This window comes from Bradyrhizobium sp. 521_C7_N1_3 (assembly GCF_052075975.1).
GTDB lineage: Bacteria > Pseudomonadota > Alphaproteobacteria > Rhizobiales > Xanthobacteraceae > Bradyrhizobium > Bradyrhizobium japonicum.
The window spans coordinates 4500640-4514070 of the sequence record NZ_CP197232.1 but is presented as its reverse complement, the minus strand read 5'-3'; the positions used below and the strand labels follow the sequence as shown (position 1 = coordinate 4514070).

Sequence of the window (13431 nt, the reverse complement as noted above, 5' to 3'; positions counted from 1 at the left end):
TGTGCGTGCCGCTCGCCCATCGGCCTGACGTCACCCTCCCAGGGATGCAAAAGTGGCGAAGAAGACGTCCGGGTCAGGTGAGATGCCCGTGAACAGGCGAAATGCCTCGGTGCCCTGGAAGATCGCCATGCCGCCGCCATCGACGGTGCGGCAGCCCAGGGCACGCGCCGCGCGCAGCAGTGCGGTTTCCAGCGGGAAATAGACGATCTCGGCAACCCACAGATCGGGACGCAGCAAGGCCGTCGGCAGCGGCGTGCCTGGATATTTGTCCATGCCGATCGGCGTTGCGTTGACGATTCCGTCAGCGGCAGCGACGGCCGCCGCGACATCCTGGCCGACTTTTAAGCGCCCTTCTGCAAATCGGGGGGACAAGCCGTCGACCAGACTCTGCGCCTTGGCTACGTCGACATCGATGATGGTCAGTTCCTGCACGCCGAGCTTCATGAGCGCGAACGCGACTGCCGCGCCTGCGCCGCCTGCACCGAATTGGACGACTTGGCGGAGCGATGCACCCTGCATGTTGCGGCGAAAATTCTCGGCGAAGCCGAACCAGTCGGTGTTGTGGCCGGTCATTCGACCGTTCCTGATGACCACGGTGTTCACGGCGCCAAGCGCCTCCGCGTCGGGCGAAAGCTCGTCCAGGAGCGGAAGAATCGTCTGCTTGCAGGGATGGGTCACGTTCAGCCCGTCAAAGCCCATCCGCTTTGCCGCCGTCAGCAAGTCCGGCAGTGCTTCGGCACCAAGTTTCAACTCAGTCAGATCGATCTTCTTGTAGAGATAGCGGATGCCGGCGGCGTCGGCGGCCGCTTCATGCATGGGCGGAGTGCGTGACGCAGCGATGCCGCTGCCGATCAGACCGACGAGAAAGCTGGATTTGGGAAGCATGCCCGGCATCGCCCGTCAGCTCAAGGGGACGGTCAGTTCGGCGATGACCTGAGCCGTGCTCGGTCGAACGCCGCGCCACCAGGCAAAAGCTTCCGCCGCCTGCTCCACCAGCATGCCGACGCCATCCGCCAGCTTGGCTACGCCTTCGGCGCGGGCCGCTTGCAGAAAGGGAGTGAGCCCCTTGCCGTAGGCGAGCTCGTACGCCAGCTCCGCACCGCGGAAGACATTGCCTGGAAGCGGCGGCATCTCACCCCGCAGGCTGGCCGATGTCGCGTTGATCACGACGTCATAGCCCTCGGCAAGATCGGCGAGTTCAGCATAGCCGCTAACGATCAGGGGACCACAACCGGCAAACTCTTCGGCCAATGCCACAGCCTTCGATAAGGTACGATTGACGAGCACCAACTCGGATGGCTCCTGACGCAGGAACGGCAGCAGCGCGCCACGCGCTGCGCCCCCGGCACCGAGCATCAGGACGCGCCGGCCGGCCATCTTGACGCCGAGATTCACTGTGATGTCGCGCACAAGGCCGATCCCGTCGAAATTCTCGGCAATGATCCGATCGCCCTCGAACTTCAGGCAGTTCGCGGCGCCTGCTCGTTTGGCGCTCTCCGAAAGCTCGTTTGCATAGGCGAAGGCATCGAGCTTGAACGGGGCGGTGATGTTCAGCCCCCTGGCGCCCGCTGTCCGAAACTGATCAACCCGTTCGCTGAAGCCATGGACTGGCGCCTCGATCGCCTCATAGACAAGGTCCTGCCCCGTCATCTTGGCGAAAGTGCCATGGATGAGGGGCGATTTGCTGAAGCCGATCGGATTGCCAATCACCGCGTAACGATCGCTCATGGCTCACTCCTGCGCTGCGGCTTCGTTGTAGAGGACACCGTCGCGCACCATCGCCTCAACGAGCTCGGCCGACAGTCCCAGCGACTCTGCAATGCGGCGATTGTCCTGGCCGAGCAGCGGGGCCGGAGTCCGCACCGTGGTGTCGCAGTCGGAGAAGCGGAAGGGCAGGTTCGGCAACGTCACCTTGCCGAGGACAGGATGCTCCTGCTCGACCAGCATGCCACGCGCGTGAATCTGCGGATCCTTCACGACTTCCGCGATGGTCTGCACGGGGGCGGACGGCACACCCGCGTCTTCAAGAGCGGCGAGACAAGCGTCACGCGAAGGCTGTGACAGCGTCCAATCGCGCACGATAGCCATCGCTTCGGCATAATGGGCGTTGCGCGCAGCGGGCTTGGCGAAACGTTCGTCGGACGCCAACCTGTCGCCCCCGATCAGGCTCGCTAGTCGTCGCCACGTATCATCGACTTGCGCAGCGATGACAAGATTGCCGTCCTTGGCCGGAAAGACGCCGTAGACGGTCGAGTCCGGCTGACCGCTGCCGGTCTGCTTCGGCAGGTCGGTACCGCCGGAGAGGAAGTAGCGCTGCACCGCATAGTCGTGCATCGAGACCATGCAATCGTATAGCGCCAGATCGATGTGTTGACCGCGCCGGGATGACCCGCGGCCGACCAGCGCTGCATTGATGGCCGCGACGCCATGAATGCCGGTGTACATATCGGCCAAAGGCATCCGCAGCAGCGGCGGCGCTTCGCCGGGGGAGCCCAGCTGCGCCAGGGCGCCCGACATCGCCTCCGCGATCAGGCCGAAGCCTGGACGGTCGGCATAGGGACCGGTGTGGCCATAGGCGGAGACCGAACAGTAGATCAGTTTGGGATTCCGGGCGGACAGCGCCTTGTAGCCGAGCCCGAGACGCTCCAGCGCGCCGGGGCGGTAGTTCTCGATGAAGACGTCGGCCGTATCGATCAGCCTCATCATCATGTCGAGACCGCGCTTATCGCGCAGATCGATGCACAGGCCCTGCTTTCCCATGTTCTGCTGCAGGAAGTAGCCGGATTGTCCGTCCTTGAAATAGCCGTGGGCGCGGCCCGCATCGCCTTGCTTCGGACGCTCCACCTTGATGACTTCAGCGCCCATCGCGGCGAGGCAGCGGCCCATGAACGGGCCTGCCAGGAAATGGCTGTAGTCGATGACGCGGATACCTTTGAGCGGCAGATCCTGGAGCGGCCGATCTTGCGCGGTCATGCCTGCTCTCCTGCGGAGTTGGCCTTCGGGCGCATCGGAATCATCAGCCGATGCTCGCCGAGTTGCACCACTTCACCGCGCTGATTGATCAGCTCCGAGGGCAGCACCACGATGCCCCACCCTTCCCGCTTCGTGGCGCGCATGGAGCCGACACGGAACTTCACATGCACGGTGTCGCCGAGCTTGATCGGCAGCTTGAAATCCCATGTCCAGCCCAGCGACATTCCCGGAAGGAAGCGGTAGTCGGCACGGGTCTTCAAACCATCGGCCAGCGACAGACCAAACAGCCCGTGCGCGACGCGCGTACCGAATGGTGTGGTCTTGGCGTATTCCTCGTCGACATGAACAGGCGTGAAATCACCCGTCAGTTCGGCATAGGCATTCACCATTGCTTCGGTGACCGTCACCGAAGGGGTGACGCATTCGTCACCGACCTTGGCATCGTCCCAGTAGCGGTCGTCAGTCATGTCGCGCCTTCCTTAGGCCCGTGGATTGATCGCCAGCGCCGCTTCCACGGCACCCGCACTGGCTTGCAAGATTTCGACGTTGAGCCCGCCCGGCAGCTCGAGCCAGTTTGGCCCCGCAGGCAGCGCCTTCGCGCCCCAGGCGGCAGCACGGGCGAGCACACCTTTGTAATCATCGACCATGATGCCGAGATGGGAGAGACGCCCCTCCGGTCCGACAAAATGCGGATCCTCGATCAGTTGCACGCTTCCGAGCACCCATACCTGGCGCGGACGCGCGCCGTCGGCGGGTTGCTCGTCGCGAATAGTGAGACCAAGCACCTCGCGAAAGAAGTCGATGTGATGATCAACGTCCGGCACCCGGATCGCGACGTGCTCGACATAAGCGCGGGGCAACGACATCGTCTCAGGCCTTTCCCGGATAATCGCTATGGGCGTATTCGAGCCCTTTGACCAACGCGACAAGGGTCGCGTTGACGGGGGTTGGCACGTTGAGCTTGGCGCCCCAACGCACGACGGAGCCGTGGATGTAATCGACCTCGGTCAGATTGCCGGACTGCAAGCTCTGCAACATCGACGTCTTGAATTCGGGCGGCAGTCCAGCTGACGCCATCGTCCAGGCCCGGCGCGGATCGGCAATCGAGATCTTCACGCCGGCCGCTCGCGCCACCGCAATGCTCTCCGAGATTGCGGCCAGCGCGCAATCTTCCAGGATCGGCAGCGAATAGAGGCCGCCATAAGTCAGCCCGGTAACGGCGGTGATTCCGCCGCCGGCAACGTTGATGAATAGCTTGTCCCACATGCTGCCCAGGATGTTGTCGCTGAGCAGTGTGAGAACACCCGCACGATTGAACGTCTCGGAAATTCGCTGTGCGCGTTCGGTCAAGCGTCCATCGAGCTCGCCGATGATGGTTTCCTTGCCAACGACCCCGGAGCGAACATGACCGGGTCCGAGCAGCACGCCGCCAACATAGGTCTTGCCTGCCATGACCCTGTCACCACCGACTTCCTCCGAAAGGATGTCTTCGTGGCCAAGGCCGTTTTGCAGCGACATCACGACCGTCTGCGGTCCAATGACCGGCGCCGCCGCCCGGATCGCGTCTCGCGTGTGGTAGGATTTGACGAGGATGATGACCAGGTCCGCCGTGTTGCCGACCTGGTCCGCGGAGGTGCAGGCAGAGACCTTAACGACGGTCTCAGCGCCACTTTCGAGCATCCGTAGACCACCGGCATTGATCGCGTCGACATGGGCCTGAAACGGATCGATCAACCAAACCTCGGCACCGCCGCGCGCCAGCGTGCCGCCGATGGTCGAGCCCAAGGCTCCCGCTCCGACAAAGCAGATCCTCATCCGAACGCTTCTCCCTCGCCGATTTTGGCGTTGGAAGCGTGCTAGCAGGCTGCCTAGTATTTGGATATGCTATGATACTTATAACCATTATTGCAGATCGCAATGAAGCAACGGGACCCGTCCGAGACGAACCTTTTGGAGCCGCGCCTGCTCCGGCTGTTTGACGCGTTGTTCTCCACGGGCAGCGTCACCAAGGCCGCCGAGAAGCTAGGTCAAAGCCAGCCGACCATTTCCATTTGGCTGGCGCGCCTGCGAAAGGAATTGGACGACCCGCTCTTCATTCGGTCGGCCGAGGGAATGCTGCCGACGCCGCGCGCCGAGGCGCTCATCGGCACAGCGAGGCAGGCGTTGGAAATGCTGCGTCGTCTGGCCGAGCTTCGTTCTGAGTTTGATCCGGCGACCGCAAAGCGCCGCTTCGTTATCTGCATGACGGACGCGAGCCACATCACGCTCCTTCCCGCCATACTCGCCCACGTTCGCAGCGTTGCACCGGGCATCCGCATTGAAGCCGCGCAGATCGGCGGCGATACACCACGAATGCTGCAGTCCGGCGAGGCCGATCTGGCGCTCGGCTACATCTCGGATCTCGACACCGGGCACTTCCAGCAGGCACTGTTTCCGCAGGATTGGGTCTGCCTGGCGAACGCAAAACATGCCCGGATCCGCGACCGCATCACTGCAAGGGATTTCCGGCGGGAGGCGCACGTGCTCATTCGTTCCGGCACCGGACATCAGTTGCTCGCCGACGCGCTGAAGGAGCAGCAGATAGTCCTTGATGTCGCGCTTGAGCTACCGGGCTTCTTGGGGCTACCCGCAATCGTCGGGACGACGGACCTGATCGCTACCCTGCCAAGGCACATCGGCGAAACGTTGGCTCATTATTACGGACTGCGCGTGCTCGACTGCCCGCTGGCGATCGCCGGCTTTACAGTGAAGCAATATTGGCACGCCCGCTTCCATCACGACCCTGCAAACCAGTGGCTGCGTGACGTATGCGGTGAGCTTTTTCAACAGCAGAAAGTGCGGGGTCTACATCGTTCCGGTCGGCCAAGGAAACGACGGCCACGCGATTTGCCGTCGTAATGGAGCCCTTGCTGACCCGGTGCAGCGGCGCAAACTGCCGACAATTCCTTCGTTTCGGCATTCTTTTTCTTCGGAGGCCTGAGTATCCCTCTCTCAAGCGGCCGATTGCGTTGTCGGCATCCAGCTCTTGCTCTCCTGCGCCACTGCTGCCGCAGGAATCTTCAATCCGGCTGCAGGTGCGGGAGCGCTATTCTGTCCCAGTTCACGGGCCAATACCTCGCGGTCACAGGCGTTCTCCCACAGCGAAACGGTGATGGTCGCGACACAGTTGCTGATCATGCTGGTCAGTGCCCTCGCTTCCGACATGAAACGGTCAATACCGACGAGCAGCGCCACGCCGGTCACGGGCAAGTCCGGCATGACGGTGAGAGTTGCGACAAGCGCGACGAAGCCGCTGCCGGTGACGCCGGCCGCCCCTTTGGACGTCAGCAGCATCAGTCCGAGCATCGCCGCAATCTGTCCCCAAGACAGATGGATGTCGCAGGCCTGTGCGATGAAGATGGATGCAAGAGTGAGATAAATGGCGCTGCCGTCCAGATTGAAAGAGTAACCCATCGGCAGCACGAGTCCTGATACGCCTTTCCGGCATCCGAGCTGCTCCAGCTTGCGCAGCGCGCCAGGCAGCGCCGGCTCCGACGACGACGTGCCGAGCACGATCAGCAGCTCTTCCTTGAAGTAGCGGATGGTCTTCCACAGGCTGAAGCCGTTCAGCCGCGCCAGCGTCCCGAGCACGACGACCACGAAGACGGAGCAGCCATGGCGCCAAAGGCGCCGAGCGGGGCCAGCTTCATGACGAAACCGAAGGCCACAAACAGCACGTGAGAGAACGAGGTGACGGCCTTGGTCACCACCACACCGTCATCACCGGCGCGGCTCAGCCCAAAGGCGATGAGGATGGAGACCAGCAGGACCGGCAGCACTTCGCCATCGGCAAACGCGCCAAAGAACGAATGCGGGATGATATGCAGCAAGAAGTCGGCAAATCCTGTCGCAGCTGCCTGCTTTGTGTATTTCGCAGCCACCGACGGATCGAGCGTACTGACGGACACATGCATGCCGACGCCCGGCTGGATCAGCAATACGGCAACCAGCCCGGCCAGCAAAGCGAGCACGGTCAGCAGGTAGAACAGCGCCATGGATTTCACCAGCGTGCGGCCGACCTCGCGGGAATCGCTGATGCTGTTGATGCCGCTCACGATGGTGCAGAACACGATCGGCGCGATCATCATCTTGACCAGCTTGACGAAGCCGTCCCCAAAAGGCTTCAGCGCGGCGCCAAATTCAGGCCAGAGATGGCCGGTTAAGACACCCAGCAGGAGACCGATCAGCACCTGGACGTAGAGAATCCGGTAGAACGACTTTCGCACCTCGATGCTCGGAGACCCAGCCAGCGCTTGCGTGTGCATTCTCGTTTCTCCCATATATTTGATTTTTCGCCTTTGATTTTTGTCGATGGCCTTAAGGCAGACGGAGCTCAGGCTGCCAGGACTGAATGAGGCAAGTGCGATCGCCGGGCGAAGACGTGACCCTGGAAAATTCGGCGGGCGGTCCGCTGCACCCGAGCCACCGGGCCGGGCTCTAGCCGAACCACGAGTTGGCCGGAGGGATGGGCGAGCGTGATCGGCACCGGCGGCGCCAGCGGTCCCACCATCTCTGCCGCGATCGTGCCGGGCGTCACGCACGCCGTCGCGATCGCGACCGCGCCGGTCACCGCCAGCGCGCTATGGCAGTCGTGCGGCATGAAATACCGCGTGTTCAACGTCACTTCCGTCGCAGTTGAAATCAGGACCGGCTTCGGAATCACCATCGTCGCGGAGTTTGGAAAGCCCATCCGGCGGCCAGCCTCGATGCGCAGGTTTTCGAGCCGGGCGCGGAAGCGGCTGTCCGCGAACTCCGAAGGTGCCTCACGGCCGGTCCATCCCAGATCGGCCGCGCGGACCAGCATGACGGGCATGGCTGCGTCGATGCAGGTCACATCGATACCTTCGATGCGGTCGACCGGCCGTCCTGTCGGCAGCAGGCGACCGGTGCGTGCGCCGGCCGCGTTGGGGAACGACAGCTCGATGGGCGCAGCCGTTCCCGGCACCCCGTCGATCCGCGCCTCGCCTTCATAGGTCACCCTCCCGCCAGGGGTGGAAACCGTCGCATCGATCAGCTTGCCGGTGTTGACATTGTGAATGCGCACCTGGGTGCGATCTGCGGCAGCGGCGACCAGACCGGCTTCGATAGCGAACGGTCCCACCGCTGCCAGCATATTCCCGCAGTTAGGCGACGTATCGACGATCCCTTCATGCACCCTTACCTGGGCGAACAGGTAGTCGACATCTGCGCCGGGGACCGATGCCGGTCCGATGATCGCGACCTTGTTGATGACGGCATTGCCGCCGCCGATTCCATCGATGCCCAGATCGTGCCCGCCCCCCATCACCGACAACAGGACCGCATCGCGTGCCCTGGGATCGGCCGGGAGATCGCTGGCCAGGAAAAACGGCCCGCGCGAGGTTCCGCCGCGCATGACCACACAGGGAATGGCAATCTGATCGTTCATTGGAGCTGTTCCGTTCGGCGACATCTTCGTGCGAACAGAGCATGGGCTCTTGCAACTCTTCTGTAAAATGCAAATATCTGAAGTATTAATGCATCATACGGTATAATGGGAGCCAGCCATGAACGCAGAATTGCTCGACCTCAAGGCGTTCATTACCGTCGCAGAGACTGGAAGCTTTGTCCGCACCGCCAAGGCGCTAAACCTGTCGCAGCCGGCGCTCAGCCGACGCATTCAGAAGCTGGAAGAAAGCCTGGGTGCGCCGTTGCTCGAACGTTCGACGCGTCACGTCAATCTCACCATGACCGGCCGCGACTTCCTGCCGAAGGTGCGCCGTCTCATCGACGAGTTCGAGACCTCGGTGCTCGCCATCCATGATATTGGCGCGCGAAGTTCAGGCCTGGTCTCGGTGGCTGCGGTGCCGACAGCGGTGTTTTATTTCCTGCCGCGTGCGATCGGTCGTTTTGCCGAGGCGTATCCGCGCATTCGCGTCCGGATTCTGGACATCGGGGCCAACGAGGGATTGGAAGCGGTCGCGCGCGGAGAAGCCGACTTCGGCATCAATTTCATCGGTGCGTCGCATGCCGAAATCGAATTCGAGAAACTGGTCGAGGATCCTTTTGTCCTGGCCTGCCGCCACGACCATCCGTTGGCATCGCGCAAACAGGTAAGCTGGTCGGAGATCGCCCCGCACCGGGTCATCACCGTCGGTCGCAACAGCGGCAATCGCGCATTGATCGACAATGCGCTGGCGCGACACGGCCTGCAGCTCAACTGGTCCTACGAAGTCGCTCACCTCTCCGGTTCGCTTGGCTTGGTCGAAGCGGGGCTGGGCATCGCGGTCCTACCGAGGCTGGCGACCCCGGCCGCCGGCCATCCGATCATTCACACCGTCAGGTTGACCGAGCCGGAGGTGTCGCGAACGATCGGAATCGTGCGCAGGCACGGGTCGATGCTATCCCCTCATGCCAGCCAATTTCTCAAGATGCTCCTCGAGGCATGGCGCTCGCCTTCCCGGACGACTATTCGCGGTAGGCCGCGCCCCCGACCCTAGAGCCAAAGACGACCACCAACTTCGCATACGATCTCTGCGGCCGTTCGTCTTGGCCGCCTGTCAATGAGAACCGTTGAGCGTGAGACCATGTTGTACGCAGCAATGGTCGCCATGACTTCCACGATCCCACCGTCGTCGAACGTTTCCCTGAGCTTCCCAAAGAGTGCGTCCGACACGATGATGTCGCGCGTCATCGCATCGGTAAGCTCGAGCATCAGCGCTTCGCGGGAAGCGAACGCTGCCGCGATGCCATCCTGTTTGAGAGCCTCGATCTTCTCGTCGCTAAGACCAGCGCGCTTCGCGATCGGCGCGTGGGCGGAAATTCAGACCCCGCGCATGCGCCACAAGCCTGCTCACGTTGGCTGTGAAAAGATTTTTCTTGATCTCCCGGTGCACACGCCGTGCACACGCCGCCTTCTAACCGATTGAAAACCTTGAACTCTCGCTCCAATCCATTATCGGCGCCACAGAAAAGCGATAGTGTTGCGATTTCAATGATTTACCTTATGCTTCAACAGGATGAAACATGAACGTGTGCACTCCAAACTAGTCGAAATTGCACACGTTTGTACCCGCTTTGACCTCTTAGTGCACACGTAGCGCACACGATTTGGGGAGTGCACACGACCGTGGCCAGCTTCACTCAGTTGCCGTCCGGGAACTGGCGCGTCCAGGTACGCCGCAAGAACCGCTACGTGGCAGAGACGGCGCAAGGACGGTGAGGAATGGGCGCTCGATATGGAGTGCAATATTGATCGTAGCGGGTCGCCGCTATCCGCTTAGCTGAGAACAATAAGTCTGTCCTAGACTACGTGCTCCTACCCATAACCGGACGAGAGAGACGGCAATTTCGATTTTCTGAGAAGGCGCAAATCAAGCACGGAATGGAGCGGTTCGACACGGCGCTCGCATTGGCTCGATCGCTCAGCCGACGCCTAACCACGGAAAGCCGTGCTTCGCCGTCCAAGCCAGCGCGGCCGAACAAGCAAGGGAAAACAGGCCGCCCCAAAGCCAGGAACGCTCGCGCGCGGCGCTGATTGAGCGCAGATACAAAAAAGCTCCGAGCAAAGTTCCGTAGTTTTTCCGGAAGTCGCCGTTGAGCTTTGCAATCTTCGACAATTCGGAAGCCGCGTCGATCTTGTCGGCCATTTGGTTGCTGTTCCCTTGGGCAATTAGGACCAGCACCTTATGAACCACTGTTTTGCCCGACGGCACAAGCGAAATTTCGGTATATCGAAATTCTTCTCGAGCTCAATGCACGCAGACCGCATCGATGTACTGGTCGCCCCCCGGGGAGTTCGACTGATTCGTAACTCTGAAAGCGCCGCCGCATTCCTTCTTTAGCAGCTCAATGGCGTTCTGTTCGTTGATCGCATGGTTGATGCCGCCAACGTAGTAGGTGATCTCGATATTGTCGCCTGTGTGATAGACGACTGACGCCTGTTTGAAGACCGTTGCTTGGATAAGAGGATTGTTGCCGCTGCCATCGGACACGCATCCTGCGAGTTGGCACGCGAAGATACCGAAGAGCAAAAGGCCCCAGCCCTCATTTCATTCCTCCCCCGTTCGGGCGCGATTAAGCAACAACTTTTTGGACTTGCAAAGGGCTCCCATCTCCTTCCGGTTGTTCGCCTTGTCTGCACGGATTTGTCTGCATCCCCTACAGGCGGGGCCTCGGGGCTCGCTCCGTGCCTCAAGGGATTGATAATTTGACTCTGGCCTGCGCCGCGTTTCGATGGTGGCATGCCTCGCCCAATCCGCCGCCAGCCGTCTACGCACACCGACGGCCGACCCGTGAAGATCACCTTTGGCGAGATGCGCGAGATGGGTGCGCGCGGCGTCCTCATCTATTGCGCTGACTATCGTTGCAGCCACCACGTTGCCCTAAGCGCGGATCGATGGTCTGACGATGTGCGGCTATCGGATCTTGAGTCGAGGTTCGTCTATCAGGCTTGCGGCAGAAGAGGCGCCGATGTCTGACCACGCTTCGATTGGAATACGCCGACCGTGCCAGCTATGGGATACCGATGAAACTCGCCACCGAACGATTCTTCGCCAACCCGGAAGTCGCAGCCCGCAAGCTGGTCGAACTCGCGACGACTATTGAAGCTGTCCAGGACGGCCGCATCCACATCGAGAAGGTCAACGCGCCCTTCCTTTACACGCTAAAAGCGAGTGGTTCGGAGTTTGGGGCCGGCATCAAGTATGCAGTTGAATGCGGCTGGCTCGAGCTGCACGAGAGCGGGACCTATGTCCGGCTGATCGGCACCAGCGCAAAAGCGGCCCCAGCAAAAGACTAAATTGCCGGGGCCGTTTGGAGGCTACCTTGGCGGTAATGGGGTCGCCAGGTGGTCATGAGCATAGGAAAAACCGGCAATCAGTTCTGTCCACTTGTACCTAAAGCGGTATAGTTCCTCATCGGGAACGGAACCGATCGCAATGAAGGACATGCAGGCTCAGTTGGAAAAGCTCCGCACGGATGCTGCCGAGTGCGCCTTGATCCGCGATCTGGCAACTGAACCCAAGAAGCGAGACCTGTTCACCAAGCTGGCCGAGCATCTGACAATCCTGGCGGACGAGGTTGAACACGCCATTGCTGCCGCGGGACCTGATCTGAAGCGGAAGGAATGACCGAACGAGGCTGGGGTCGGCGTTTCGAGGATCCGATCAGGATCGGCGATCGCGTACTGGTGACACAGTTCGACGCCGGCGAGCACATCGCCGCGCTGCCGAAGTAAGAGCGCGCCGTACCGGAGTGGTAAGCGGCGATGGAAGCCTTGATCCTGGTGGCGGAAAGTGGCGGCCCGACGATGTTTGCCCGCATCGGGGTCATGCGGGCATTGAACCGCCTCCGCGTCCCGGAGTTTAACCCGAAAGGCAAGATAAGCGGCCGCTAACCGAGGCGACCTTACTCTCTCACAGGATGCAAGTCGGACGGCTGTACGGTGAGCCCGACAGGCAATCTCCCGGGAGCCTCGAAGACCTCTAGGACGCGCTCACAGATCAGGCACTTGTAGTGCCCGGCGTTGCCCTTGCGGGATTCAAGCTCGATCCGGCGATATCCCGCCAAACAATCTGGGCACCTCACGTCGCCTTCTTCATGTGACAGTTGTGAGGCAGGCTACCGCAGGGGTCAAAGGTTAGTGTTCGTGTGGCGGAACGCTCGCCGGGACCAGTACGCCCGAATGGGAAAAGCCGCAGCGTGGTTCCAGCCCCCACTGCGGCATTCCCGGAACAACAAAAAATCTTGGTGCTCAAATCTCGCCGGTGTTCATTTAGTAGAACACCCCGTTCCGAAAATGGATTCCGTAAGAATACCGGCGCGCGAAGTTCGAGCATTGCCGTGAGAGGGCGAACATGGCACGGGCATGCAATCCAGCCCCAATGCTCCCGGCTGCCGATCCAATTGCGGATTAGAGCGCCGGGAGTGCTAGGCCCGCCAGCCCTCGAAAGCTTCGCAGGAACTCAACTGAGGCCGCCAGCTGAGGTTGGCTACCTCTGCTCGTTCCTCGCGAGGGACGCCAGTCTATCGAGTTGGCCGGCCAAACCCACATAGCTTCGGGCAATGTTTTTCAGGACGGCGGCGCGATGCTTGGAAATGCCGCCCGCGCCAGAAAGTCTCTTGTAGTGGTCAGCATGTTCTTGGCACTCAGCACTGTTGAGCAAAGTCTCAGCCTTCCTGTTGCCCGCACGGGTCGTGAGAGCGCCCTTCCCCGCTGGCTTGCCTTCTACCATGTTAGGCCCCGTTAAAATTAGGTTCGGACACTCGGTCAAATACGGACAGCGGCGGCTTGAGTTTTGAAAAGGAACCACAACGACGGGCGAATATTTAAGTTGTCGCTAGCTCGCTACCAGAGCTGGCAGAGCGGCCCCGACCTACCCCTTGATCCCCCGCGGCGGGGGCGGTCTCTTCGCCTTTGTTGTAGCTTCATTTTTGGAAAACCGTTCTGGGGATCCGATT

At 61.2% G+C, this 13431-nt stretch carries 15 protein-coding genes and 1 pseudogene; 5 read left to right on the top strand and 11 right to left on the bottom strand.

Annotated features, from left to right (window positions below; translation table 11 throughout):
• Positions 1–30 precede the first annotated feature (30 nt).
• Genes AB7008_RS20575 through AB7008_RS20550 form a run of 6 tightly spaced genes read right to left on the bottom strand, consistent with a single transcriptional unit; the run spans position 31 to position 4788 of the window.
• Positions 31–885 carry a shikimate dehydrogenase gene (locus AB7008_RS20575; RefSeq protein ID WP_441259441.1) on the bottom strand — a complete coding sequence of 285 codons (855 nt, stop codon included), beginning with the start codon at positions 883–885 and terminating at the stop codon, positions 31–33.
• 15 nt (positions 886–900) lie between these two features.
• Positions 901–1728, bottom strand: a complete 828-nt coding sequence (gene aroE / locus AB7008_RS20570) for a shikimate dehydrogenase (protein ID WP_038958364.1) — start codon at positions 1726–1728, stop codon at positions 901–903.
• 3 nt (positions 1729–1731) lie between these two features.
• Positions 1732–2973: a CaiB/BaiF CoA transferase family protein gene (locus AB7008_RS20565; RefSeq protein WP_038958365.1), complete on the bottom strand. Its 1242-nt coding sequence runs from the start codon at positions 2971–2973 to the stop codon at positions 1732–1734.
• Complete coding sequence (locus AB7008_RS20560) at positions 2970–3440, bottom strand: MaoC family dehydratase (protein ID WP_038958366.1); 471 nt, start codon at positions 3438–3440, stop codon at positions 2970–2972. Before AB7008_RS20560 ends, AB7008_RS20565 begins: the two co-directional genes overlap by 4 nt.
• Before the next feature lie 12 nt (positions 3441–3452).
• On the bottom strand, positions 3453–3839 hold the full coding sequence (locus AB7008_RS20555) for a VOC family protein (protein ID WP_038958367.1): 387 nt from the start codon (positions 3837–3839) through the stop codon (positions 3453–3455).
• Positions 3840–3843: 4 nt separating this feature from the next.
• Complete coding sequence (locus AB7008_RS20550; protein WP_038958368.1) at positions 3844–4788, bottom strand: ketopantoate reductase family protein; 945 nt, start codon at positions 4786–4788, stop codon at positions 3844–3846.
• Between the two features lie 102 nt (positions 4789–4890).
• Here AB7008_RS20550 and AB7008_RS20545 point away from each other — a divergent pair, with 102 nt between their 5' ends.
• Positions 4891–5871, top strand: coding sequence for a LysR family transcriptional regulator (locus AB7008_RS20545; RefSeq protein ID WP_038958369.1), 981 nt, complete (start codon positions 4891–4893; stop codon positions 5869–5871).
• A 93-nt stretch (positions 5872–5964) separates the two neighbouring features.
• On the opposite strand, the pseudogene AB7008_RS20540 reads toward AB7008_RS20545, so the two are convergent.
• Positions 5965–7277, bottom strand: a pseudogene (locus AB7008_RS20540) (cation:dicarboxylate symporter family transporter).
• A 68-nt stretch (positions 7278–7345) separates the two neighbouring features.
• A complete protein-coding gene (locus AB7008_RS20535; protein ID WP_038958371.1) occupies positions 7346–8419 on the bottom strand; it encodes a 4-oxalomesaconate tautomerase in 1074 nt (357 codons plus the stop codon).
• A gap of 118 nt (positions 8420–8537) precedes the next feature.
• On the opposite strand from AB7008_RS20535, the gene AB7008_RS20530 reads away from it, so the two are divergent.
• Positions 8538–9470 carry a LysR family transcriptional regulator gene (locus tag AB7008_RS20530; protein WP_049813027.1) on the top strand — a complete coding sequence of 311 codons (933 nt, stop codon included), beginning with the start codon at positions 8538–8540 and terminating at the stop codon, positions 9468–9470.
• Here the strand turns inward: AB7008_RS20530 and AB7008_RS20525 are convergent.
• The 3 genes from AB7008_RS20525 to AB7008_RS20515 all read right to left on the bottom strand — a co-directional run bounded on the left by AB7008_RS20525 (position 9467) and on the right by AB7008_RS20515 (position 10964).
• A complete protein-coding gene (locus tag AB7008_RS20525; protein WP_027544618.1) occupies positions 9467–9685 on the bottom strand; it encodes a hypothetical protein in 219 nt (72 codons plus the stop codon). The two genes, AB7008_RS20530 and AB7008_RS20525, sit on opposite strands and share 4 nt — an antisense overlap.
• Before the next feature lie 709 nt (positions 9686–10394).
• A complete protein-coding gene (locus AB7008_RS20520) occupies positions 10395–10619 on the bottom strand; it encodes a hypothetical protein (RefSeq protein WP_441259440.1) in 225 nt (74 codons plus the stop codon).
• A gap of 102 nt (positions 10620–10721) precedes the next feature.
• A complete protein-coding gene (locus AB7008_RS20515; protein WP_441259439.1) occupies positions 10722–10964 on the bottom strand; it encodes a hypothetical protein in 243 nt (80 codons plus the stop codon).
• 533 nt (positions 10965–11497) lie between these two features.
• Here AB7008_RS20515 and AB7008_RS20510 point away from each other — a divergent pair.
• The 3 genes from AB7008_RS20510 to AB7008_RS20500 all read left to right on the top strand — a co-directional run bounded on the left by AB7008_RS20510 (position 11498) and on the right by AB7008_RS20500 (position 12367).
• On the top strand, positions 11498–11770 hold the full coding sequence (locus AB7008_RS20510; protein ID WP_441259438.1) for a hypothetical protein: 273 nt from the start codon (positions 11498–11500) through the stop codon (positions 11768–11770).
• A 139-nt stretch (positions 11771–11909) separates the two neighbouring features.
• Entirely contained in the window at positions 11910–12101 is a 192-nt protein-coding gene (locus AB7008_RS20505; protein ID WP_441259437.1) for a hypothetical protein, read from the top strand.
• A gap of 137 nt (positions 12102–12238) precedes the next feature.
• Positions 12239–12367 carry a hypothetical protein gene (locus tag AB7008_RS20500; RefSeq protein WP_441259436.1) on the top strand — a complete coding sequence of 43 codons (129 nt, stop codon included), beginning with the start codon at positions 12239–12241 and terminating at the stop codon, positions 12365–12367.
• The last annotated feature ends 1064 nt before the right edge of the window (positions 12368–13431 follow it).